This is a genomic window from Pseudomonas sp. AB6, assembly GCF_034314105.1.
In the GTDB taxonomy this organism is placed as follows: domain Bacteria; phylum Pseudomonadota; class Gammaproteobacteria; order Pseudomonadales; family Pseudomonadaceae; genus Aquipseudomonas.
In genome coordinates this window covers 1631530-1651381 of sequence record NZ_JAVIWJ010000001.1, presented here as the reverse complement: position 1 = coordinate 1651381, position 19852 = coordinate 1631530, and the positions used below count along the sequence as shown (strand labels likewise).

The 19852-nt window shown below is 54.4% G+C and carries 17 protein-coding genes and 1 pseudogene; 12 read left to right on the top strand and 6 right to left on the bottom strand.

Annotation, left to right across the window (positions count from 1 at the left end):
- Positions 1–6 precede the first annotated feature (6 nt).
- A complete protein-coding gene (gene xylB / locus RGW60_RS07925; RefSeq protein WP_322206867.1) occupies positions 7–1491 on the top strand; it encodes a xylulokinase in 1485 nt (494 codons plus the stop codon).
- 311 nt (positions 1492–1802) lie between these two features.
- Complete coding sequence (locus tag RGW60_RS07920; RefSeq protein ID WP_322203583.1) at positions 1803–2204, top strand: RidA family protein; 402 nt, start codon at positions 1803–1805, stop codon at positions 2202–2204.
- On the opposite strand, the gene RGW60_RS07915 is transcribed toward RGW60_RS07920, so the two are convergent.
- The 3 genes from RGW60_RS07915 to RGW60_RS07905 all read right to left on the bottom strand — a co-directional run bounded on the left by RGW60_RS07915 (position 2194) and on the right by RGW60_RS07905 (position 5225).
- Positions 2194–3087, bottom strand: coding sequence for a LysR family transcriptional regulator (locus tag RGW60_RS07915; RefSeq protein ID WP_322203581.1), 894 nt, complete (start codon positions 3085–3087; stop codon positions 2194–2196). The genes RGW60_RS07920 and RGW60_RS07915 overlap by 11 nt on opposite strands.
- 519 nt (positions 3088–3606) lie before the next feature.
- Complete coding sequence (locus RGW60_RS07910; protein ID WP_322203579.1) at positions 3607–4932, bottom strand: OprD family porin; 1326 nt, start codon at positions 4930–4932, stop codon at positions 3607–3609.
- A 161-nt stretch (positions 4933–5093) separates the two neighbouring features.
- Positions 5094–5225: a hypothetical protein gene (locus RGW60_RS07905; protein WP_322203578.1), complete on the bottom strand. Its 132-nt coding sequence runs from the start codon at positions 5223–5225 to the stop codon at positions 5094–5096.
- Positions 5226–5485: 260 nt separating this feature from the next.
- Here RGW60_RS07905 and RGW60_RS23775 point away from each other — a divergent pair, with 260 nt between their 5' ends.
- The 5 genes from RGW60_RS23775 to RGW60_RS07885 all read left to right on the top strand — a co-directional run bounded on the left by RGW60_RS23775 (position 5486) and on the right by RGW60_RS07885 (position 12006).
- A complete protein-coding gene (locus RGW60_RS23775) occupies positions 5486–5752 on the top strand; it encodes an ImmA/IrrE family metallo-endopeptidase (protein WP_369124707.1) in 267 nt (88 codons plus the stop codon).
- A 179-nt stretch (positions 5753–5931) separates the two neighbouring features.
- Positions 5932–7281, top strand: a complete 1350-nt coding sequence (locus tag RGW60_RS07900) for a gluconate:H+ symporter (RefSeq protein WP_322203576.1) — start codon at positions 5932–5934, stop codon at positions 7279–7281.
- An 11-nt stretch (positions 7282–7292) separates the two neighbouring features.
- On the top strand, positions 7293–8153 hold the full coding sequence (locus tag RGW60_RS07895; RefSeq protein ID WP_322203575.1) for a MurR/RpiR family transcriptional regulator: 861 nt from the start codon (positions 7293–7295) through the stop codon (positions 8151–8153).
- A gap of 1 nt (position 8154) precedes the next feature.
- Complete coding sequence (locus RGW60_RS07890; RefSeq protein WP_322203573.1) at positions 8155–9612, top strand: D-aminoacylase; 1458 nt, start codon at positions 8155–8157, stop codon at positions 9610–9612.
- Between the two features lie 1032 nt (positions 9613–10644).
- Positions 10645–12006 carry a hypothetical protein gene (locus RGW60_RS07885; RefSeq protein ID WP_322170221.1) on the top strand — a complete coding sequence of 454 codons (1362 nt, stop codon included), beginning with the start codon at positions 10645–10647 and terminating at the stop codon, positions 12004–12006.
- A 379-nt stretch (positions 12007–12385) separates the two neighbouring features.
- Here RGW60_RS07885 and RGW60_RS07880 read toward each other — a convergent pair whose 3' ends face one another.
- On the bottom strand, positions 12386–12880 hold the full coding sequence (locus RGW60_RS07880; protein WP_322170222.1) for a hypothetical protein: 495 nt from the start codon (positions 12878–12880) through the stop codon (positions 12386–12388).
- Between the two features lie 118 nt (positions 12881–12998).
- Between RGW60_RS07880 and RGW60_RS07875 the strand changes: the two genes are divergently transcribed.
- Positions 12999–14084 carry a hypothetical protein gene (locus RGW60_RS07875; RefSeq protein ID WP_322183888.1) on the top strand — a complete coding sequence of 362 codons (1086 nt, stop codon included), beginning with the start codon at positions 12999–13001 and terminating at the stop codon, positions 14082–14084.
- 196 nt (positions 14085–14280) lie between these two features.
- Here RGW60_RS07875 and RGW60_RS07870 read toward each other — a convergent pair whose 3' ends face one another.
- Positions 14281–14517: a hypothetical protein gene (locus tag RGW60_RS07870; RefSeq protein ID WP_322203571.1), complete on the bottom strand. Its 237-nt coding sequence runs from the start codon at positions 14515–14517 to the stop codon at positions 14281–14283.
- 161 nt (positions 14518–14678) lie between these two features.
- On the opposite strand from RGW60_RS07870, the gene RGW60_RS07865 reads away from it, so the two are divergent.
- The 4 genes from RGW60_RS07865 to RGW60_RS07850 all read left to right on the top strand — a co-directional run bounded on the left by RGW60_RS07865 (position 14679) and on the right by RGW60_RS07850 (position 19020).
- On the top strand, positions 14679–15875 hold the full coding sequence (locus RGW60_RS07865; RefSeq protein WP_322183886.1) for a hypothetical protein: 1197 nt from the start codon (positions 14679–14681) through the stop codon (positions 15873–15875).
- A 167-nt stretch (positions 15876–16042) separates the two neighbouring features.
- Positions 16043–17308: an ImmA/IrrE family metallo-endopeptidase gene (locus RGW60_RS07860; RefSeq protein WP_322170228.1), complete on the top strand. Its 1266-nt coding sequence runs from the start codon at positions 16043–16045 to the stop codon at positions 17306–17308.
- A 240-nt stretch (positions 17309–17548) separates the two neighbouring features.
- Positions 17549–18295, top strand: a complete 747-nt coding sequence (locus RGW60_RS07855; RefSeq protein WP_322203570.1) for a hypothetical protein — start codon at positions 17549–17551, stop codon at positions 18293–18295.
- The gene (locus tag RGW60_RS07850) at positions 18295–19020 is read left to right on the top strand and encodes a DUF2971 domain-containing protein (RefSeq protein WP_322183884.1); all 726 of its coding nucleotides are present in this window, start codon (positions 18295–18297) and stop codon (positions 19018–19020) included. Before RGW60_RS07855 ends, RGW60_RS07850 begins: the two co-directional genes overlap by 1 nt.
- 69 nt (positions 19021–19089) lie before the next feature.
- Here RGW60_RS07850 and RGW60_RS07845 read toward each other — a convergent pair.
- Positions 19090–19601 (bottom strand): annotated as a pseudogene (locus RGW60_RS07845) (AAA family ATPase).
- Between the last annotated feature and the right edge of the window lie 251 nt (positions 19602–19852).

The window sequence follows — 19852 nt, the reverse complement described above, 5'->3', positions numbered from 1 at the left end:
ATGGTGATGAACAATCCGGTCTCGCTCGGGATCGATCTTGGTACCTCAGAACTCAAGGCGGTATTGTTGGATGAGCGTGGAATCGTGCTGGCCCATGTTGGCGCCAAACTGACGATTTGCCGTCCACAACCGGGATGGTCTGAACAGCATCCCGAAGACTGGTGGCAGGCGTGTCTCAGTGCCCTGGATCAATTGCGCCAGGTTCAGCCGCAGGCTTATGCACGCATTGTCTGCATTGGTTTGTCGGGGCAAATGCACGGTGCGGTGCTGTTGGGCGATGACAACCGGGTGGTGTATCCGGCCATGCTCTGGGATGACTCACGGGCTAGCGCCCAAGCGGAGCAATTGGCGCGGGATTACCCTGAATTCTCCGATGTGACTGGCAGCCTGCCAATGGCCGGGTTGACCGCCCCCAAAATCCTTTGGCTTAAGCAGCATCAACCCCAGGTGTTCAGCGAGATTGATTGCGTGATGTCGCCCAAGGACTACCTGCGCTTGCGTCTAAGCGGCGAGCGGGTCAGCGATGTCTCGGACGCTGCTGGAACCTTGTGGCTAGACGTGGCCACGCGTGACTGGTTTGAACCGATGGTTCGCGCAACTGGGCTCGCGCTTTGTCAATTGCCTCGGCTGGTGGAAGGGCGCGCAGTGTCCGCCGGGCTCAAGGCCTCAGCGGCGCAACGCTTGGGCTTGCCGGTGGGTCTGGTCATCGCTGGTGGCGGTGGCGACAACCCGGTTTCTGCGGTGGGCATCGGCGCCATCCATGCCGGGGATGCGTTTATCACGCTGGGCACCAGTGCCGCGATTGTTGCGATCACCGATCACATGGCTGGCCATCCTACGCACGCCGTGCACAGTTTTTGTCATGCAGTACCGCAGCGCTGGTACACCATGGGCGCGATGTTGGCGGGCGCCAGTTGCTTGCGCTGGATGACTCAGCTATTGGGCTTCTCCGACGAGCAAACGTTGTTGGAACGGGTGCATAAGGTAGTGCCCATCGATCAACCGGTAGCGGTTTCCAACCCGATTTTTCTGCCTTATCTCGCAGGCGAACGCACGCCACATAACGATCCGTTACTGCGCGGTGGATTCATGGGCCTGGGCTACGACTGTTCACCTGCGATGCTGGGTTACGCGGTACTGGAAGGGGTGGGTTTTGGCTTGCTGGACGCGATGAACGCGGTTCAATCGGCAGGCGCGGCAGTGAATACTTGTGCATTGGTGGGCGGCGGCGCGCGCAGTGAATATTGGGCGCAGTTGTTGGCAAACATCCTCGACCGGGAAATCTACACGCTACACGGCAGTGAACTCAGCGCCTGCATCGGCGCGGCCACGCTGGGCTTTTTAGCGAACGGGCAGGGCGACGCACTGCTACACACCGGGATGCCGATTAAAACGCGATATTTTCCACGGGCCGAGCAACAGCCTGCCTTGAATCAGCGCTATGAGAAATTTCGCGGATTATTGTCAGCGGCGAAGGCGTTGCACGATTGATCCAACACCTTCGCCGATGATGAGTTCCTCCGGGATTGGGCCGATCCGATAGAACCTTAGGGAGCATAACTAAGATGTCTCAATGACGAGAATGCCCTTACGGCGATTGGGTCGGTAGGTAATGTCAGCACGCCTACCAAGCGTCTAAAAAAGCAGGAATTCCAAGTGGGGCAGGCACAACAATAGCGGTGGTTCAGCATCATTCATCACTGTCCATGTGCATGAACAGTGATGTCAAAAACCCGGGATTATTTTCCGTCGTATAGTCCACTAGTATCTGTTGGGTAATGAACTGCAACCAAAGGAACATCATGAGCAAGTCTGAATTTTTCGTCACTCCGGGTTATGGCGACTATCTGCGCGAAAACCTGCACTACAGCCAGGCAGTCAAAATCGGCAACCGCATTGAAACATCAGGACAAGGCGGCTGGGATGAGAAATTTAACTTTCCGCAATTCGTCGCGGATGAGGTCGCTCAAGCCTTTGGCAATTTGACACGTACTTTGGCAACTGCGGGGGCTGGTTGGGAGCATGTCATTCACGTCAACTCGTACCATGTTGGCGGTTTTCCTCCCGAGGTGAACGAGGCGATGGTCAAGTGGTTCCGACACTGCATGCCCAACCATGCGCCGATCTGGACACAGGTAGGTGTTGAATGCCTTGGGCTGCCAGCCATGCGCGTTGAGATTCGTGTAACGGCAGTCATCCCGTGACGCCGAACCGTTGAATGACCCAGTCGATGAACACTTTTAAACGAGCGTTTTGATGACGGTTGGGTGGGTACATAATCTGGAGCGGCATCGCGGGTCGCGACCAGTCCTGCAACAACGGGACTAACCGGCCTTCATCTATGTAATGTTGAACAATCGCTTGAAAGTGCTGCCCGACGCCCATGCCCGCGAGCAGCATTTCTTTGAGGCCATTACCTTCGTTAGTCGTAAAAGCACAGTTACCCACTTCATACCGACTCGTACCTCGCTGGAAAATCAGCGGTTCCAGCGTGTTTGATGTAAAAAAATAACCCGCTCTGAGATGGTTTTTCTGCAGGTCATCGGGGGAGAGCGGCGTTCCCATGCGCTTTAGATAGCTGGGGGCTGCGCAGGTGATGTATTCAAGTGCGGTGATCTTTCGACTTATCATCGTCATGTCCTCTGGCTTTCCCGCTCGAATCACGCAGTCAACTCCTTCACCTACAAGGTTCACAGCCCGGTCACTGATCCCTAGGGCAATGGTTATGTCAGGGTACTCACGATGAAAATCCACTAGCGCGGGGATCAGCAGGCAGTTGGCGAAAGATGCCGGAGCATCCACCCGCAAGTGGCCGTGTGCTTTGAGCTTTCGGCCGCGCACAGCGCTGTCCACCTCGTCTAGCTCGGCGACTATGCGCAACGCATGCCTGTGGTAATCCAGACCGTCAGACGTCGGGGTGAGGGCGCGGGTGGTGCGCTGAATCAACCTGATGCCCAGATGTTTTTCCAGATCAGTAATCAGCTTGCTGACAGTGGAGCGAGGTAACGCTAGGTGTTCGGATGCGCGACTGAATGAGCCGGTTTCGATGACTCGGACGAACGCGCGCATAGCCAGAAGTTGGTTCATGCTGCTGTTTGTCTCAACGAAAATACGGGGGGATTAACCATACAATGTATTAAGCGCCCACGCTCCAAAGTTCCCGCAGAAGTTGTCCCTGCAGGACGGGCGCCGCATTAGCTAGTACAAGAAAACGTGCCGGACAACTAAAGGATCATCTCGGACACTGCCGCGCCTGAACGGGTGATTTGTTCAAGTACGACTTCGCATCCCCCAGCGGCTCAGGCAGATGGGAAGGTGAGCTGCTATCGAGTCCCAGAACGGAAGCCAGATCATCGCTCTCGATTTCCCCGACAGCGCATTGGCTAGCGCAGAGATGATCTGAACCGTGCAAGTAGGTTGCGCAGGTGGGCCTGATGCGTCCAGGCCTCCAGCCTAAATCCACTATAGATAATGGCTCCCAAGGAATCAGACCGGGTCAGCGATATCTAGGCAACTGAATCAATTTGGCGTCGGTGCCAACACAGAAGCGCAACTCAAGCTAGGCATCAATCATCCCCTTGACCAGATTGTTTATCGCGTTGGCGCTTAAAGCAGCGAAAGTGTGTAGTTGATGATGAAGCGGTTCTGTTCCACATTGCGGCCCGCTTCGGTGTTCGACTTGCCGTTGCGCAAACTGAAAGCGAGCCCTTTGAGCGAGCCTGATTGCAGCACGTAGTCAACGGTCATGTCGCGCTCCCATTCGGACTGATCACCTGCGTTTTGTGCCTTGATGTCCGTCCCCTTCAGATACACGATAGTCGCCCTTAAACCCGGCACACCCAGCGGGGCGAAATCATAGCTGTATTGGCCGAAATTGGTCTGCTCCCCAGCTCGACCAAAGTTCTGGATCATACGGTCTGTCGGTAAATAAACGCTGCCGCCGCCGGCGCCTTTATCGACCAGGCCGCCCTGGTTGGGCTGAGTGAAGTTACTACCGGCACCCACATGTTGATGCCCCAGTGACACCGCATGACCACTGTTGAAGTAGGTCACCATTCCCACCCAGGTGCTGTTATCAATTTCGCCGTTGTTATCCTTGGTGTAACCCGATGTCTGGTAGCCTTGCGAGCGGCCGGCGGCGGAACTATTGGCACCGGTCGAGGTGGTGCGAAAGTAACGCAGGTCGGTGGTAAACGAACTTTCGCCGTCGATGGGCAATACATGCGTCAGGCCAAAGAAGTTCTGGTTGTAGAAGTCCTCCAACTGCGCGAAGTAGTATTGCGCCTTCAGGTCTTTGGTGATGTTGTAGTCACCGCCAGCGAAGTAGAATTTGTTGCTGTCTTGGGTGCCACCCGGCACCGACAAACCGGTCCGGTCTGTCGACGCGCGGCCGACCGCGTGTTCAAGCACACCGCCGGTCAGCATCAGGCCATTGATTTCGTTCGAGGTGACTTGAGCCCCGGTGAACGATTGCGGCAAGAGGCGGGCATCATTCGACAGCAGGATCGGCAACTTAGGCAGCAACGTGCCATAGCGAAACTCTGTTTTGGAAATGCGCATCTTTGCGGTCGGGCCAAAGCTGCTCCAAGAATTGGCGGCATCATCGCCGTCAGTCGGGATCATGCCGCTGCCCAAATGGCGTCCGTGTCCGCTGTCCAGCGTAATGCCCAGCAGTGCCTGAGCATCAAGCCCGAATCCTAAGGTGCCTTGGGTAAATCCGGACTCATAACGCAGCAAAAAACCCTGTGCCGCCTCCTCGGTCTTAGAAGGAGCTGCCGTGCCGTCGCGGTTGTCACTGTTGAAATACAAGGTGCGCAACGAAAGACTGGCTTTACTGTCTTCCAGAAAACCGTGCGCGGTAGTGTTGTCTGCCTGGGCGCACATGGAACTTGTCGCCAATAAGAGTGCGGTGGGAATTACTCGCTTAAACATACGGTGCTCCAGGTAATTTTCTTATGTTTTTTAGTGTTAAAACGAACGCTATCCATCGCTGGCACCTATGTTTCACGCGCACAATGACGCGCCTGATGGGTGATCATCAGCATTGAAACTGGGGGGTGAGCGAAGTGTTCGAGCGACCAGCGCTCTAAGCGCTAGATCAAGTAAAAAGGCCTGCGGTACGCCAAGGTTGTCACAATGAACAGATTGAGTCGGTAACGGGCTATCAGCGCGATGGTGGCGGTGACGGTATACACCAGCAGCCGATAGCCGAAGAAATGGGTCATGCAGTACTCCTCGAAAGGGTCACGCCGAATAGGTTGTGAAACTCATAAAACATTTCGAGGCGCAACTTTCAAACGAAAAGAAAGTAATTTTCGTACAGGGATAAGGGTTGTCGCAAAGAGATACGGGTAGTCGCTGTTTTTGAAACTTGGTCAAGCGGATTTTCATCACTCCCGCCTTATTCTCTAGCCAATAACAAGGCTCCGGCGTTTCTCTACGTCAGTACTAGCGTTTCTGCTTACTGACGACTACCGCCATTTGAGTGCGCATTTCGACAGGTCGACGAGAGTGCGTCATTAGCAGGTTGGACGCGGCGCGCGAGCTGGAACATTTGCTCCTGCACCGTTATGGCAAAAGCAAGGGGAAAGAGGTTGAGGCTGGAACGAATGTGTTTGCATCAGCGCTCCTTATGCCTTGGGATAACATTCTTACGTATGCCCGCGGATGCGGAACTACAGCTGACGTGCAAAAGGCCAAGAAGTTGTGGGACGTGTCTGCGATTACATTGACGTATCGCATTGGCCGGTGAGCAAGGGCCGGCGATGAAAATCCGCCTAACTGAGTTTCAAAAACTGCGTCCACCCATATCTCTTTGCGACAACTCTTACCCGTCTACGAAAATTACTTTCACGTTGTTTGAAAATAATTCATAAAAATGATTTATGAATTTCACAATCCATTCGACGTGACCCTTTCGGGGAGTACCGCATGACTCTATCCTTCGGCTATTGGCTGCTGGTGTATGCCGCCATCGCCATTATCGCGCTGATCGTTCTGATCGCCCGTTACCGACTCAATCCGTTCATTGTGATCACCCTGGTGTCCATCGGTCTTGCGTTGCTGGCGGGAATGCCGGCGTCCGGAGTGGTAGGCACCTATGAGGCCGGGGTGGGTAAAACTCTGGGGCATATCGCACTAGTCGTGGCTCTGGGCACGATGCTCGGCAAGATGATGGCCGAGTCCGGCGGCGCCGAGCAGGTAGCGCGTACCTTGATCGACCGCTTCGGCGAGAAAAACGCTCACTGGGCGATGGTCTGTATCGCGTTTTTGGTCGGGCTGCCGTTGTTCTTCGAAGTTGGTTTTGTACTGCTGGTGCCGATTGCCTTTACCGTAGCGCGGCGTGTCGGCGTGTCGATCCTGATGGTCGGTTTGCCGATGGTCGCCGGGCTCTCGGTGGTGCACGCACTGGTGCCGCCGCACCCCGCGGCGATGCTGGCGGTGCAGGCCTATCAGGCGTCGGTGGGGCAGACCTTGCTGTATGCGATTCTGATCGGTATTCCGACCGCAATCATCGCCGGTCCACTCTATGCAAAATTTATTGTGCCGCGCATTCAACTGCCGGCGCAGAACCCGCTGGAACGGCAGTTCCTCGACCGTGAACCGCGCGACAAACTTCCGAGTTTTGGCATCACCATGGCGACTATTTTGCTGCCGGTGGTGTTGATGCTAATCGGCGGCTGGGCGAATCTGATTTCCACGCCGGGCAGCGGGCTGAACCAGTTTCTATTGTTCATTGGTAACTCAGTGATCGCGCTGTTGCTGGCGACTTTGCTGAGCTTCTGGACGCTGGGTATCGCCCAAGGCTTCAACCGCGAATCGATTTTAAAATTTACCAATGAATGTCTGGCGCCGACGGCCAGTATCACGTTGTTAGTGGGGGCGGGCGGTGGGTTGAACCGGATTCTGGTGGAGGCCGGCGTCACCGATCAGATTGTCAGCCTGGCCCATGAATTTCACTTGTCGCCGCTGATCATGGGTTGGCTATTTGCCGCGTTAATGCGCATTGCCACCGGTTCTGCGACGGTGGCAATGACCACGGCGTCGGGGATTGTCGCGCCGGTGGCGATTGGTCTGGGTTATCCGCATCCAGAGTTGCTGGTGCTAGCGACGGGCGCAGGATCGGTTATCTTTTCCCACGTCAATGACGGCGGCTTCTGGTTGATCAAGGAATACTTCAACATGACCGTCGCCCAGACCTTCAAGACCTGGACTGTGCTCGAAACGATTATTTCGCTGGTCGCGTTTGGCCTTACCGTGGGCCTTTCCTACCTGCTATAGCCGGAGCCGCCATGGACATCCTCTACCAGATTCGCACGCGCCAGGATTCCTTCAGTGCCGGGGAAGGACGCATCGCTCGGCTGATGCTCGATGACGTAGGATTTGCGTCTTCTGCCAGCCTAGATGAATTGGCGCTGCGAGCGGAAGTCAGCACCGCCACCCTGTCGCGCTTTGCCCGCACGGTGGGCTGTCGGGACTTGCGCGACTTACGTTTGCAACTTGCCCAGGCCAGCGGCGTCGGCAGCCGTTTCCTCGACCCGGCCGGTACACCCGAGCAGTCGGCGTTTTACGGCCAGATTGTCGGTGATATCGAATCGACCTTGCGTCAGCACTTGGCAGCTTTCAATGAGTCACACTTTGCCGATGCAGTGAAATTACTGGGCAAGGCGCGGATGATCCACGCTTTCGGCATGGGTGGCTGCTCATCGTTGTGCAGCGATGAGCTGCAAGTGCGATTGGTGCGATTTGGCTACCCGATTGCGGTGTGCCATGACCCGGTAATGATGCGTGTCACCGCCGCTAGCCTCGATACCGAACGCGTCGTGATCGCCTGCTCGCTGACTGGCATAACGTCTGAACTGATCGAAGCCGTCGAGCTGGCGCGCAGCTACGGCGCGCGGATTCTCGCCATCACCCGCGCCGATTCACCACTGGCGCAACAGGCTGATGTGCTCCTGCCGCTGCAAGGCGTTGAAACATCGTTTATTTATAAACCCACAGCGGCGCGCTACGGCATGTTGCTGGCCATTGATGTACTCGCCACCGAACTCGCACTGGCAAATCCTGAAGACAATCAAGAGCGTCTGCGGCGGATCAAACTGGCCCTGGACGATTACCGTGGCGGCAACGATCGCTTGCCGTTGGGAGACTGACATGTTGTACGATACGCTGATCCGCAACGCCCTGATTATCGACGGCAGCAACAGCCCCGGTTACCCCGCCGACGTGGCGATCCTGAACGGTCGCATCGCGTTCATTGGCGACTTGCACGACGCCACTGCCATCGAAGAAGTCGACGCCGCGGGCCGAGTGCTGGCGCCGGGCTTCATTGATGTTCACACCCATGACGACACGGTGGTGATCCGCCAGCCGCAGATGCTGCCCAAACTCAGCCAGGGCGTGACCACGGTGATCGTCGGCAACTGTGGGATCAGTGCATCGCCGGTCAGTTTGCTTGCAGATCCGCCAGACCCGATGAACTTGCTTGGCACGGCGGCGGCGTTTGTTTATCCGAAATTCAGCGATTACCGAGCGGCCGTCGAAGCGGCGAACACCACGCTGAACGTGGCGGCGCTGGTTGGTCACACTGCACTGCGCAGCAATCACCTGGATGACCTGTTTCGTACCGCCACTGCGGATGAAATCAGCGCGATGCGCGAGCAACTGCGTAACAGCCTGGAAGCGGGCGCGTTGGGATTGTCTACTGGTCTGGCTTATGCGAGCGCATTTTCGGCGTCCACCGATGAAGTGCTGCAACTGACTGAAGAGCTGACGGCATTCGGCGCGGTCTACACCACCCACTTGCGCAGCGAATTCGAACCAGTGCTGGAGGCCATGAACGAAGCGTTCCAGATAGGTCGTCACGCGAAAGTCCCAGTGATCATTTCTCACCTCAAGTGTGCCGGTGTCGGCAACTGGGGCCGCAGCCCGCAGCTGTTAGCGGTCCTTGAGCATGCAGCGAAAACCCACCCGGTGGGCTGCGATTGTTATCCCTACGCGGCCAGCTCTTCGACCCTAGACCTCAAGCAAGTCACCGCCGCCCATCGCATCACAATTACCTGGTCCATGCCGCATCCCGAGCTGGGCGGCCTCGATCTGATCGACATCGCTGCGGAGTGGGGCGTGTCATTGCTCAATGCCGCCGAACGGCTGCAACCGGCTGGAGCGGTGTACTACGGCATGGACGAGGCTGATGTGCGAAGAATTCTTGCTCATCCACTGTCCATGATTGGCTCCGACGGATTGCCGGAGGATCCTTTCCCGCACCCGCGCTTGTGGGGCGCATTTCCACGAGTACTCGGGCATTTCAGCCGTGATGTGGGGCTTTTTCCGCTGCACACCGCCGTGCACAAAATGACCGGATTGTCGGCGACACGTTTTGGCTTAAAAAAGCGTGGCGAGATTCGCGTAGGGTATTGGGCGGACCTGGTGTTGTTTGATCCGCTGACCATCCGCGACATGGCGGACTTCCATGAACCGCAGCGGCCGGCGGAAGGAATTGATGGGGTGTGGGTCAATGGCGTGTTGAGTTACAGCGAAGGCCAGGCGAGCGGTAAAAGAGAAGGGCGGTTTCTGGCAAGGGAGGGGGATTTGCGTATGGGGTTTAGTTAAAGCGCATTGCCATATCGAGGTAAGTGCTGGCGCGCACCATCCGCGCCAGCAAGCCGCTGGACATCATATCTAAGACGTTATGGTAATTTTTCATCGTTATGTTGGATTTGATATGGATAAAATTGGCGCTGACCTAGACGATAAAGTTACTTTTCGAGTTGGCTCTACACTTAAGAAAGTGTTGAAGTCCGTATAGATGACCACCCAATCATGATTTTTGAGCTTAAGCGGTATATGGCTGATTCCGTTAGACAAACCAAATTTTTCAGTCATTGGTATATAGCTGATAAAGCAGAGTGCGTCCGGCTGTCGACGAAGACCATCGTCGGTCTCTGGTGAATGCTTGCACGTTAGCGTTCGTGACGACTACAAGCGGCTCGGTTCAGAGTGCGGAATCGTTACGCCAAGTGTTAAGGGCTTAGCACGTGTTTGCTAGGCCTCAAATCAGCAGCATTGGGCGTACAGGCGAACAGCCTAAAGGTTCGCATAATGTATATTATGTTAAACTACGTTCAACTCAAGCTCAGATACCGCGCTTGTCACCAGTCGGTAAAAACCGGACTTTGCCTCGAATTATAAGAATCCAACCAAATCAACAGCTTCTGAGCCCTACCTTCTAGCCTTTCGAGATTGCGAGATTTGATTTATCGAATCCTAAGATTTGAAAACAAGACGGCGAATCTCAACTCCAAAGCCACCAACTATTTTTGCTTAAGCCTAGTCAGACACTCGCCAATGTGATCTTTGTCGTGCTTCTCACTTGAGTGTACGCTGTCTATGAAGAACCGATTGACCGTTCAGCGCTTGCGATTTCCATGAGTAACCTTGGCCACTCATTGCGCCTATTCGCTGCAGCTTGTGTCTTGGGCATCCACTCCGTCATGAGTCCCCAAAAGGAATCCTTCCATGACGTTTACGCACGGTGCGCTGATCTACATGCTGTGACTTGTTTACTTGGTAAACCAAGCTGAACCAGTCACTCAGTTCCCGCTTACTTCAGGCGGTCACCGTGTTCGCATAGGACTTATATCTATGGCTGAGCCCACAGTTCCTTATCCTCTGTTCCCACCCCTAGGTCTGCTTAACGACCATGCTCACGTTGAACAACCGATAAACCTGGAAGTCCGGCGCCGCTTAAAGACAATTCCCGAGCACCTGAATGCGCTCAACGCCTGGCGAACGGGCATGTCCTTTCTCATCTCACAATCTCGACGGCCTGGATTCCAAGACCGGCACTACAAAGTGCTTTGCCCGATCCTAGAGTCGATGATGCACTGGAGTTGGTCAATCCGAGGGAAAGCCTTGGATGATTGGAACGGCACCGACGCAAAAACTTTTATAGAGTTCATCATGAGACCGCCGGTTGCGTGGGTAGCGACACCGGGTTGTAGCCGGTACTCCAAAAAGACCCGCGGGAATTTCGCAGAGAAGCCTCTCGATCCGCTATGGCGTCCGATCATCCGACAGACCTTCTCGGGCGATGATCCAGGTCTGAGTTCTAAACACCATCGGAACTGGTTCATAACGCATGGACGGGAGTATTTCGCCTTCACCGATTCTCTGCCAAGCCCCAAGTCGCTCGCCGATGCCTACGATAACACTGCCGCAGGTACCGAGACTGAAAATCCCTTTAGGGACTTATTGCCGAAAGACTTCGAAGCCCGTACAGAAAATCGGCGGACAATCTTCACATTGGAACAACTCTCTGACCTGATGGGTATTGCGGAGTCGCTCACAAACTATAGTGAGAAATCGGAACCGTTTTTGTTCGTCGTCGCAGCGGCCCTCCATTCGGACATTCCCATGAAGGCGCTTGGTGCCACACAGACCATCAAGCCAACGTTCTCTTACTTCAAACCCCGAGACTTCGAAGTATCCGATCCAGTACAAAACCAGCCCAAAACTGAATTTGCGAGCTTTTACCTGGCTTCACAGCTGGGGATTGCCAAGGGGCCAGGGATTTTCGAAAGTCCGCTTTACCTTGGTCGACGCTTCCGCCTTTCTGCTCAATTCCAGCCCTACTTCCAGCGTTATGCGCAATTCAGGCACCAGCATGACCAATTGCTGAGTCCTCATAGCTACCTGCTTCCTTTGATGCGTGGCGTCGATGCTTATGGGTACGGCAGCCTCATTGAAAAGCTCAGCGACTTTACCACCAGCATCTTACAAGTCCTTCGCGACAGGCCTGCATCGGCTCGGATGCACTGGAAAGGCTCGGACAAGCTTGAGCCCAGTGCCTCGCTTACATTTGCCGAGCTGCGTGAATCGGCAAAGCGCGCAGGCTGGATTCCGAAGAGTTTCGTCTCCCAGGATGTTGGGGCTAAAGCAGACATCTGGCCAGATATTGGCATTCGACCAGATATATCGAAATCCCAGTGGTTTCAGACCCACTGAGGGTAGAAAGTTAACTGTGGGAGCTTGGCCACTGAAGGGCCTGGTTTGCCTCAGCCCCCGTAATATCTACATCTAGGAGCTAGCGCCCTCCTCTCTACGACGCACGCGGCGAGAGATCATTAAGGGCGCGCCCCGTAGGGTCGGCTGTAGGCTTTGCAATCACAGGGCCGCCAGTGAAGACGTTGATCGAACTAGTAGGACGGCTTAATGAGTCTCCTGCTCCGCACGACCGACCACCCGGCGTCCACAACCCTGGGCTAACGCCGACTAGGGTGATCCTTATGGTTGATTGGTCTCTCTTCAGAGCGTCGTTGATACTCCGTTGTAGGTGGCGGCGCAGGCGTTTTGTTTTCCTGATTCTTAGGTTTTTGATCGTTGCTCATGAATATAACTCCCTGCCAATGCTGATTACTGCCAACAGCGACAACGCCCATGCGGCGTAGACCATTTCGCTGTAGGCAAAGTCTAAGGGTTTGGATTTTTCGTCGATAGCTGACTTCAATTTTTCTAAGGTGTCTATGTAGCAGTTAAAGAGGTGCTGTTTATAAGCATTAGGGGCAGCGTTTTTCATCCATTCTGCGGTCTCACGGCTTGAGGGCAGCGATGGGCAGTCCCGTATTCTGAGCGCATTCAAGGCGTGGCCCCAAGAGCACACGACGCAGAACGCGGCGGCGATGAACGACCCAAAAGCCAAGACATCCAGGGGGCCATGGAGAGCGAAAATCACCTTCCCCTTTGCGCTCACGAGAGCGGTCAGAGCTACGATCACAATCGACACAGCAGTGAGGAACTTAGCGCATTTGTTCTCGAAATGGTCGAATCGCGCCTGCTCGTCTTTATAGCGATCTTTCAGGTAGGTCAGGGTTTCGTCCATGAGAGCGTCCGTCTGTCTGCGCTTGGTTAGAAGCCGCCGTATATGAAAACTAATGCTCAAGCGAAGCGTCTATGAGTGGTGCGCCAGTACAGAATGCCAGGAAGCCAAGGGGTGAATTATGAGCTCAAATCACTATCGCGGTTTGGTACGTTCCCATCAACAGCGCATTGCTCGCCTGAGGGAATCTCACGCCCGTAAACTCCACGAGGCGGCAAAGCATGGAGAAGCCAGCCGTAAAGCCGAGACGGAGGCGACCCGTGCCCAGTCTGCGTCGACTGTCAGAACAAAGCAACAACAAGCGCAGCGGTATGACGGCCAGAGAACCAAAGCTGAGGTAGACGCGGCGAAGATCGTCGCCGACATCAACCGTGAAATGGCTCGGCTTCTAGCAGACCAGCAGCATCTCGACAAAGCCTTGGAACGGGAGCTAAAGGAAGCAGCCCGCAAGCGACAAACTGAACAGCAACGGCTAAATCAGCAGGTCGACCGAGACATCCAGTCACGCAACCGCCAACTTAACGTCCTACAATCTGGCCTAGCTAATCAAATGGCCCGAGCGGACGATCTAGAGCGTGAAGTGGCCAAGCTTCAGCAACTCCCTGAACAAATTTTGATTTTATTTTTCGGTGCTGATCCCGGTCGCAAATCTGAAAAAGCACTGGATCTCCAAAACGAGATCCGTGGGGTGAACGCCCACATCCGCGCTTCTAAGCATCGTGACGCTCTGAAGGTAAACTCACACTGGGCTGTTCGTGCGGAGGATCTACTCCAAGCGCTTGATGAAAATGAGCCGGCCGTCATGCACTTCAGTGGGCATGGAACAAGTGCCGGACATTTGGTGTTAGAGAGCCCAAATGGTGAGCCCCACCTGGTACCTCTGGAAGGAATGCTGCGTGCAATAGCCGGGAGCGCCCGCTATCTGAAGCTAGCCGTTTTCAATTGCTGCCATTCCTTGGAGCTGGCAGAACGTTGTTCTGTGCATGTTCACGCGGCCATTGGCATGGACGGCGCCATAGCAGATGAGGCAGCTAAAGACTTCGCCGCCCGGTTTTACGCGTCAATTGGCTTTGGGCAGGATATTCGTGAAGCCTTTAATCGGGCGACCACTCAACTTGCTATGACATATCCTGGTGAGTCGCACATCCCTCAGCTGTTCATAAACGCACTCGCAACTGAAGCTGACCTTACCTTGGTCAAGGCGTAGAAGTTTCAATGTGCTGGTACCTAGTGCTATAGCCCTCTCCTACGAACGCAGTTTATTGGAGGCTAATCAGCCGTACGCCAAGGGAAACTGCCGGGCCTATGGCAGCCCTCTTTCCCGTTTAACCAACGCCGCCGGGGTAACGGCGCAACCCCTCATCCTTTTTTGATGGTCAAACAGAACGAACGTTTGTCTATCCTTAGTCGGGCTGTTTGCCGTCACGCAGCACGGGAGGACAATTCGGCAGTTCCAGAGAGCGTGGGGAGCGTGCGCCCAAGCGCCAGTGTTCCAGCTGGAAGTCGCCCTTATTCGGGTGGGCATCCTTGCATCCACTAAGCAGCATTTTCCACGAAGCCGATAAGGACGTAGCTGCCCTCTTCTTCCTTCTGGTGCCCGCCACGACTACCGTCGGGCTGAAATCTTGCCACACTGCCATTGGTGCCTCCCTCCACGCGAAGAGTAATATTGCCACCGGCGCAGGCTTGGCTGACGGCCCATCACAGGCTGTCACAAAATTCAAACAATCATGGGAGGGTGGCCGGTGAGCACCATCTACTATTCGGTGCGAATCGGAGCATTCATCATTGAGGAGCAAGGATGTATTTCACCTTCACGAGACCGGATCTGTTTGGGCCAATGCGCACATTCGGCCGCGGCATCGCCGTCGCGCCTGAAAATCATCTAACGGAACAACGGGCCGTACTCCTAGTAAAGACGTCGAAGGAGATCATACTGACGGCTCGCTCCCGAAAAGGGCTGAAGTGGTACCTGGCTCCCGTTGAGATGAAGGGTACGCACGGCCTGGCTCTGATATCTGCATTTTTTGACGATCTGGACAATCCCCTCGCTATCACTACACCGTTAGTGCCCAGTGATTCCCTGTGCTCAGCGTTGGCTGACCTACCGGACGAATTCGATGTCTGCTTTCTCGATGAACACAACAGGGAGCAGCTCAGCTGTCGAGCATCCGCATCACTCGCATATTTGCGGGCCAAAATTCGAGACCTACCGGTGCTATGTGACCCCGATTCTCACATGATGATTGATCAAGCGGAGCAATGGTTCTCTATACGTACTGATTCAGATGACCGCGAAGCGTTTCCCGTTCTGCTTGGTGAGGAGCTGTTCCCTAGCGATTTCGTATATTTCGATCTGCGTGAAGATCAACACGCATTCCATGGATCATCCGGATTTTCGACCAGCACGTTGGTTCGCCCTGAGCCAGGCCGTTACCAGGAACAGGATATCGTGTTTCTCTTGCAACGGGTGTTCTCAGCCAACGAAATCATTCACGGCCCGATCAAGCCTAGTGACAACGAAGAGCTTGTCGACGTCGCCGTTCTGGGCGGCGAAATAAATCTCTTCCTGCAGGCCAAGGACAGTCCCAACACGGAAGCGATGATCAATAGATCAATGGACAGAAAACGCCGGGTATCGCTCAACCAGCTCGTTGGAGGGTTATCCCAGCTTGGCGGCGCGTTCTCGACGGCTCTGCGGGCACCGGTTCAGCAACTGAGACTGCCATCCGGTGAAAGTATCCAAGTCGATTTTTCTGACAAGCCAATGGTGGGCATAGTGATCGTGAAGGAGCTCTTCACAGACATGTATGAGGAGTACAGTGAGCGGGCTCTGGCTTTCATGGATAAACATCAGGTTCCTGTGGTGTTCTTCGACTACCCCGAGCTGGAGGTACTAACACGTCGGTGCGAGACTGAAGCAGCCTTCCTTTCTGCATGCCATGCCGTATTTCGGTTCGCTGTCGAAAACGGCGAATATCCAAAACTGCGCTTCTAGGAGAGCCTCCAATGGACGTTCTCCCCTTCCCTTCGCCTGTAAACTGGAGTCATAGCTAGGGTGATCACGGGGCGTTCGATAAAGCCGAGGGGTCAACTGCGTCCATGGGCTCGCGCCGCAGCTAATCCAAGAATATCAGGATCGCTATTACCAAGATGGAACCACTAGTGCTCAGTACTTTCGCCAAAGGTGATCTCTTCGAGGAGCAGGTTTTCCAATTCCTGAATCGCGAGATCGATGAGGGGCGGTTTTTTTGCCGACCTGAGCATTGCCGGATTTTCAGGAAGCGGCGCTATTACTCTCGCGATCGAGAAGACGACATCGTTTTTGACATCGCCATAGAGATCTTCCTTCCTGGCCAACCTAAGCCGTCAATGATCGTTCTTGTCGAATGTAAGAATTATGCGGGCACCGTTCCGGTTGGAGATATCGAGGAGTTTGGGACCAAGATCCGCCAAGTCACAGGATTCAATGCAAAAGGGATATTCGTATCGGCAAGCGCCTTCCAGTCCGGCACGATCAACATCGCCAGGAATCAGGGTTTCGGTGTTATTCGGTATTTTCCGGACGAAGGCTTCCAATGGGAGCTGGCTCGCGCCCTCCTCACGGGAGTGAGAAATGCGTCGTCGCGAAAGCGTGCTGAAATTGAGTACGCTCTGACCCAGCCTGGCTTCCGGCCGACTCTCACGGGAGCTTATGCTGTTACCCCTGGGGGCTACACTAATGCTTGGGGGGGGATCTGGACAGGGCTTGATCTGGCTGGCAGTTTCGATCCAGCCATATTGGAAATCATTCGGCCTCCTCACCTGCCAGTCCTCAGAATTGGCTATATCTCTAAGGGAGCAATTGAAAATCTGTCAGAGCAGGTTTTGCGATCTGCCGGTTATACAAGGGGGGTAGTAGATCTGGAAGCCGTAGTCGCTGGTGCGACCACGTCGAGTGCCTTGACCGTTAGCTACGTAGATGAGCCAGACGGTGCTTTAGGTAGGATCACATTTGCCCCCTTGGAGATAAAAATCAATTCTCGCGACAAAACAGCCCCGATGACCCGGTTCACGCTTGCTCACGAGCTGGGGCACTATTATCTCAATCACGGCCGCTACATTGCACGGGAGAGCCTACGTTCGAAGGACATTGATCAGCTTGAGCGCATCGCTGTCCCCAAAAGCGAATTGGAACGCCTCGAATGGCAAGCGAATACATTTGCGTCTTACCTACTGATGCCTGAACGGCATTTTCTCGAAGCTTTCTCGCTTCTGGTTGAGCACCACGATATTCGCAACCGAGGACATGGCGCCCTTTTTCTCGATGACCAGCGGGACAACATCAGAAATTACCACCTGGTGCTCGACGCACTGAGCCGATATTTTGCTGTTTCTAAAAGCGCCGCGGCCATCCGTTTGCGTGGTCTTGGAGTCTTAGTCGAAACCTGATCCAGCGTAGGTTATTCAGTGGCGCGGAACGCTTGTGGCGAACGAGGAGCCATCTCCGCGGGCGAAAGTGACTTGCATAGCCCGCTTCTTCAGCAGCGCCCTAACCCAGATAGGATGCAGCATCGGGCATTTTTATGGGCAGGCTGCCGATCTGGTGGGCTACAGTCCCGAGTGCCCGGCCCGCTGTTAAAGACCAAGACATGCCAGCGATTTTTCCCAGCCACCTATCGACGAGCCTATATGGAACGACACCTGTACCGCTTCCGGACAGCGGAGCGCTTATTGGGGAATGAGGCTACTGACATCAAGAAAGGCCTCCCCGGCGAGCTAGAAAATCTTGAGATTTATTTTGCGCCACCTGAACAACTCAATGATCCTCTAGAAGGCTACAAAGAAATCTACTGGGCAGGCGATGAGATCATATGGAGAAACTTCTTCAGGCACTACCTCCTGGTGCTGGCGCTCAGAAGTTGGGAGTTGGATGAAGCGGTGCGACTCGGAACGCCCCTGCCAAAAAATCTTCCCATAGAGCAGTACCCCTCCAACCTACGTGGAGCTTTCCAAGCCGGGTACCAAGAGATGGATGCGCTGATCGGTGGCTGCGATGTCATCCAAGGCTATGTGCGCGCTCTTTCAAAGAATGAAGCGAGGCACTACAGGCCAGAGCTGTCGTTCTATCTTGCGACCTTGCACACTCGCTTGTTGTCCACCGTGCTGCTCGTCAACTTCAAGCACGGACTGTCTGGTGTGTACCCCGACCAGACGTCCGAGGATCCGCTAGGTGATCGCGACCTACACCTTCAGGCCATCTCTAACATCGAAGCTCAGGATGGCACGCTTCGAGACGCTGGCTCGTATGAAAAAATGGCGTTACTCAATGCGACATACGCCATTAGAACCGCGCACGTTATGCCAGGTGGTCACATCGGGGCACGTGAATTAATCACCGCTTTCGTGTCCCACTACCTGATCAGATCGAACGACTGATGCACCCGCAATGGTATGTCGCCTGCTTCATGAAAGAGTGCAATAACTCGGCGATTTGGGGTAGCTATGGTGATAATCATAGGGGAATCTGTTTGAGATATCGCGTTCTCGGCGACGCGCCCTCAATGACAATGGAAATGAATAAGCCAGACGGCAGAGGATACAACGGTATCTCTCACAGCTTCCAAAACATGAGCTTTAAAGAGGTGTTTTATGATCGAGAATTTTCAGAGATGGACTTCTTCAGATTCCTCGGTAACGTTTCGAATGAAGCCCTGAGTGGCTTCTGGTACAGCGATGCCCAAGGAAATCTCAGCAGCAAAAGCGAGTGGTTGAGATCCCACTCGAATGAGCTTTGGATGGAGCACCACAAAAATGTCGATTTCGCGCTGACGTCCAAGCTTCCTCAATGGGGATCAGAAAAAGAGTATCGCCTGGTGCTGAGTTCCTACCTCGATATTTCCGACGAAAAGCACCGGATCCTCAAGTACCGTTTTACAAGCCTGGATGGCCTGATTTTTGGCATCAAGACTCCGCTGGAAGACAAGCTGAAATGCATCCGAATCATCAGAGCCCACTGCGAGCGGGAAGACATTCAGTCGTTCAATTTCTATCAGGCTTACTACGATCCGCAGACTAAATCCATCGAGCATGGATTGCTACCGATCACCCTCTATGAAGCTGATCCTGAGTCCGAAGAGCCGTCAGACCGCGAAGTTTTTTAACGTTGCAGTACCTATGAACACTGTAAGCGTCTGCTAATCACACCTTGCGACCCTGGCTTTTAGCTGGCGCTACTCCTTGGATAAAAATCGTTCGGTGATCATCGCCACCGCCACCGCCTGCGCCGGAGACGTCAGGGCTGTGTCTATCTTAAACGGAGCGCTTCCCACGCCTCGTATTCATGATCCAGTACAGACTGCCAGGTTGGTGGAGTCAGTCCAGGAATATCAATCTTTCTGGTTTCTACCCGGCGCTGGTGTTCATATTTATCAGAGCAGATCACTTGGATGTTCACTAATGGAGCACCAGAGCGTGTGGCGATATCACTCCACGTCTTTCGGCTTTCGATTACTGGGTTAACACAGTCAACTATAACAGTGCTGCCAAAACGAAGATTGCTCAGAGCAAGCTCATTGGCGACCATGTAACCGCTCCGCCCTACGTCTTTTGCAGGAGCACCGGAGTCACGAATAGCCTGTTCAATCGTATCGACCCGCAGATACACGGCACTCGTTCTGCTAGCAAGGTCACTTGCGATAGTCGTTTTTCCGGTACCTGGAAGTCCGCTGAAGACAATGAGCATTCTATCCCCTTAGGTTAGTGAGTTAACCCAGTTTAGGTAGCTGCCAGTTATGCGGCAGCAACTAATCGAGTTCACTAGCCCGCTGCATCGGCAGCGCGCGTTAGAACATCCGAAGCGTCCGGCGAAGTCAACTATCCGATTCCCCATGACGATGCTGTCCAGGGATTTTCAAGCGGGCGTGCGGCACCCACCGCTTTTTGTGAGGCATCTTAAGATGATCCGCATCAACTCGGGGTCATGCCGAGATAAAG

Excerpts from the sequence above, each read along its gene's own strand:
- RGW60_RS07870 (WP_322203571.1), bottom strand. The coding sequence starts at position 14,517 with ATGGCAGTGTGGCAAGATTTCAGCCCGACGGTAGTCGTGGCGGGCACC.
- RGW60_RS07880 (WP_322170222.1), bottom strand. The coding sequence starts at position 12,880 with ATGGACGAAACCCTGACCTACCTGAAAGATCGCTATAAAGACGAGCAG.
- RGW60_RS07910 (WP_322203579.1), bottom strand. The coding sequence starts at position 4,932 with ATGTTTAAGCGAGTAATTCCCACCGCACTCTTATTGGCGACAAGTTCC.
- RGW60_RS07850 (WP_322183884.1), top strand. The coding sequence starts at position 18,295 with ATGCACCCGCAATGGTATGTCGCCTGCTTCATGAAAGAGTGCAATAAC.
- RGW60_RS07865 (WP_322183886.1), top strand. The coding sequence starts at position 14,679 with ATGTATTTCACCTTCACGAGACCGGATCTGTTTGGGCCAATGCGCACA.
- RGW60_RS07920 (WP_322203583.1), top strand. The coding sequence starts at position 1,803 with ATGAGCAAGTCTGAATTTTTCGTCACTCCGGGTTATGGCGACTATCTG.
- xylB (WP_322206867.1), top strand. The coding sequence starts at position 7 with ATGAACAATCCGGTCTCGCTCGGGATCGATCTTGGTACCTCAGAACTC.
- RGW60_RS07890 (WP_322203573.1), top strand. The coding sequence starts at position 8,155 with ATGTTGTACGATACGCTGATCCGCAACGCCCTGATTATCGACGGCAGC.
- RGW60_RS07885 (WP_322170221.1), top strand. The coding sequence starts at position 10,645 with ATGGCTGAGCCCACAGTTCCTTATCCTCTGTTCCCACCCCTAGGTCTG.
- RGW60_RS07875 (WP_322183888.1), top strand. The coding sequence starts at position 12,999 with ATGAGCTCAAATCACTATCGCGGTTTGGTACGTTCCCATCAACAGCGC.
- RGW60_RS07905 (WP_322203578.1), bottom strand. The coding sequence starts at position 5,225 with ATGACCCATTTCTTCGGCTATCGGCTGCTGGTGTATACCGTCACCGCC.
- RGW60_RS07915 (WP_322203581.1), bottom strand. The coding sequence starts at position 3,087 with ATGAACCAACTTCTGGCTATGCGCGCGTTCGTCCGAGTCATCGAAACC.
- RGW60_RS07900 (WP_322203576.1), top strand. The coding sequence starts at position 5,932 with ATGACTCTATCCTTCGGCTATTGGCTGCTGGTGTATGCCGCCATCGCC.
- RGW60_RS07895 (WP_322203575.1), top strand. The coding sequence starts at position 7,293 with ATGGACATCCTCTACCAGATTCGCACGCGCCAGGATTCCTTCAGTGCC.
- RGW60_RS07855 (WP_322203570.1), top strand. The coding sequence starts at position 17,549 with ATGGAACGACACCTGTACCGCTTCCGGACAGCGGAGCGCTTATTGGGG.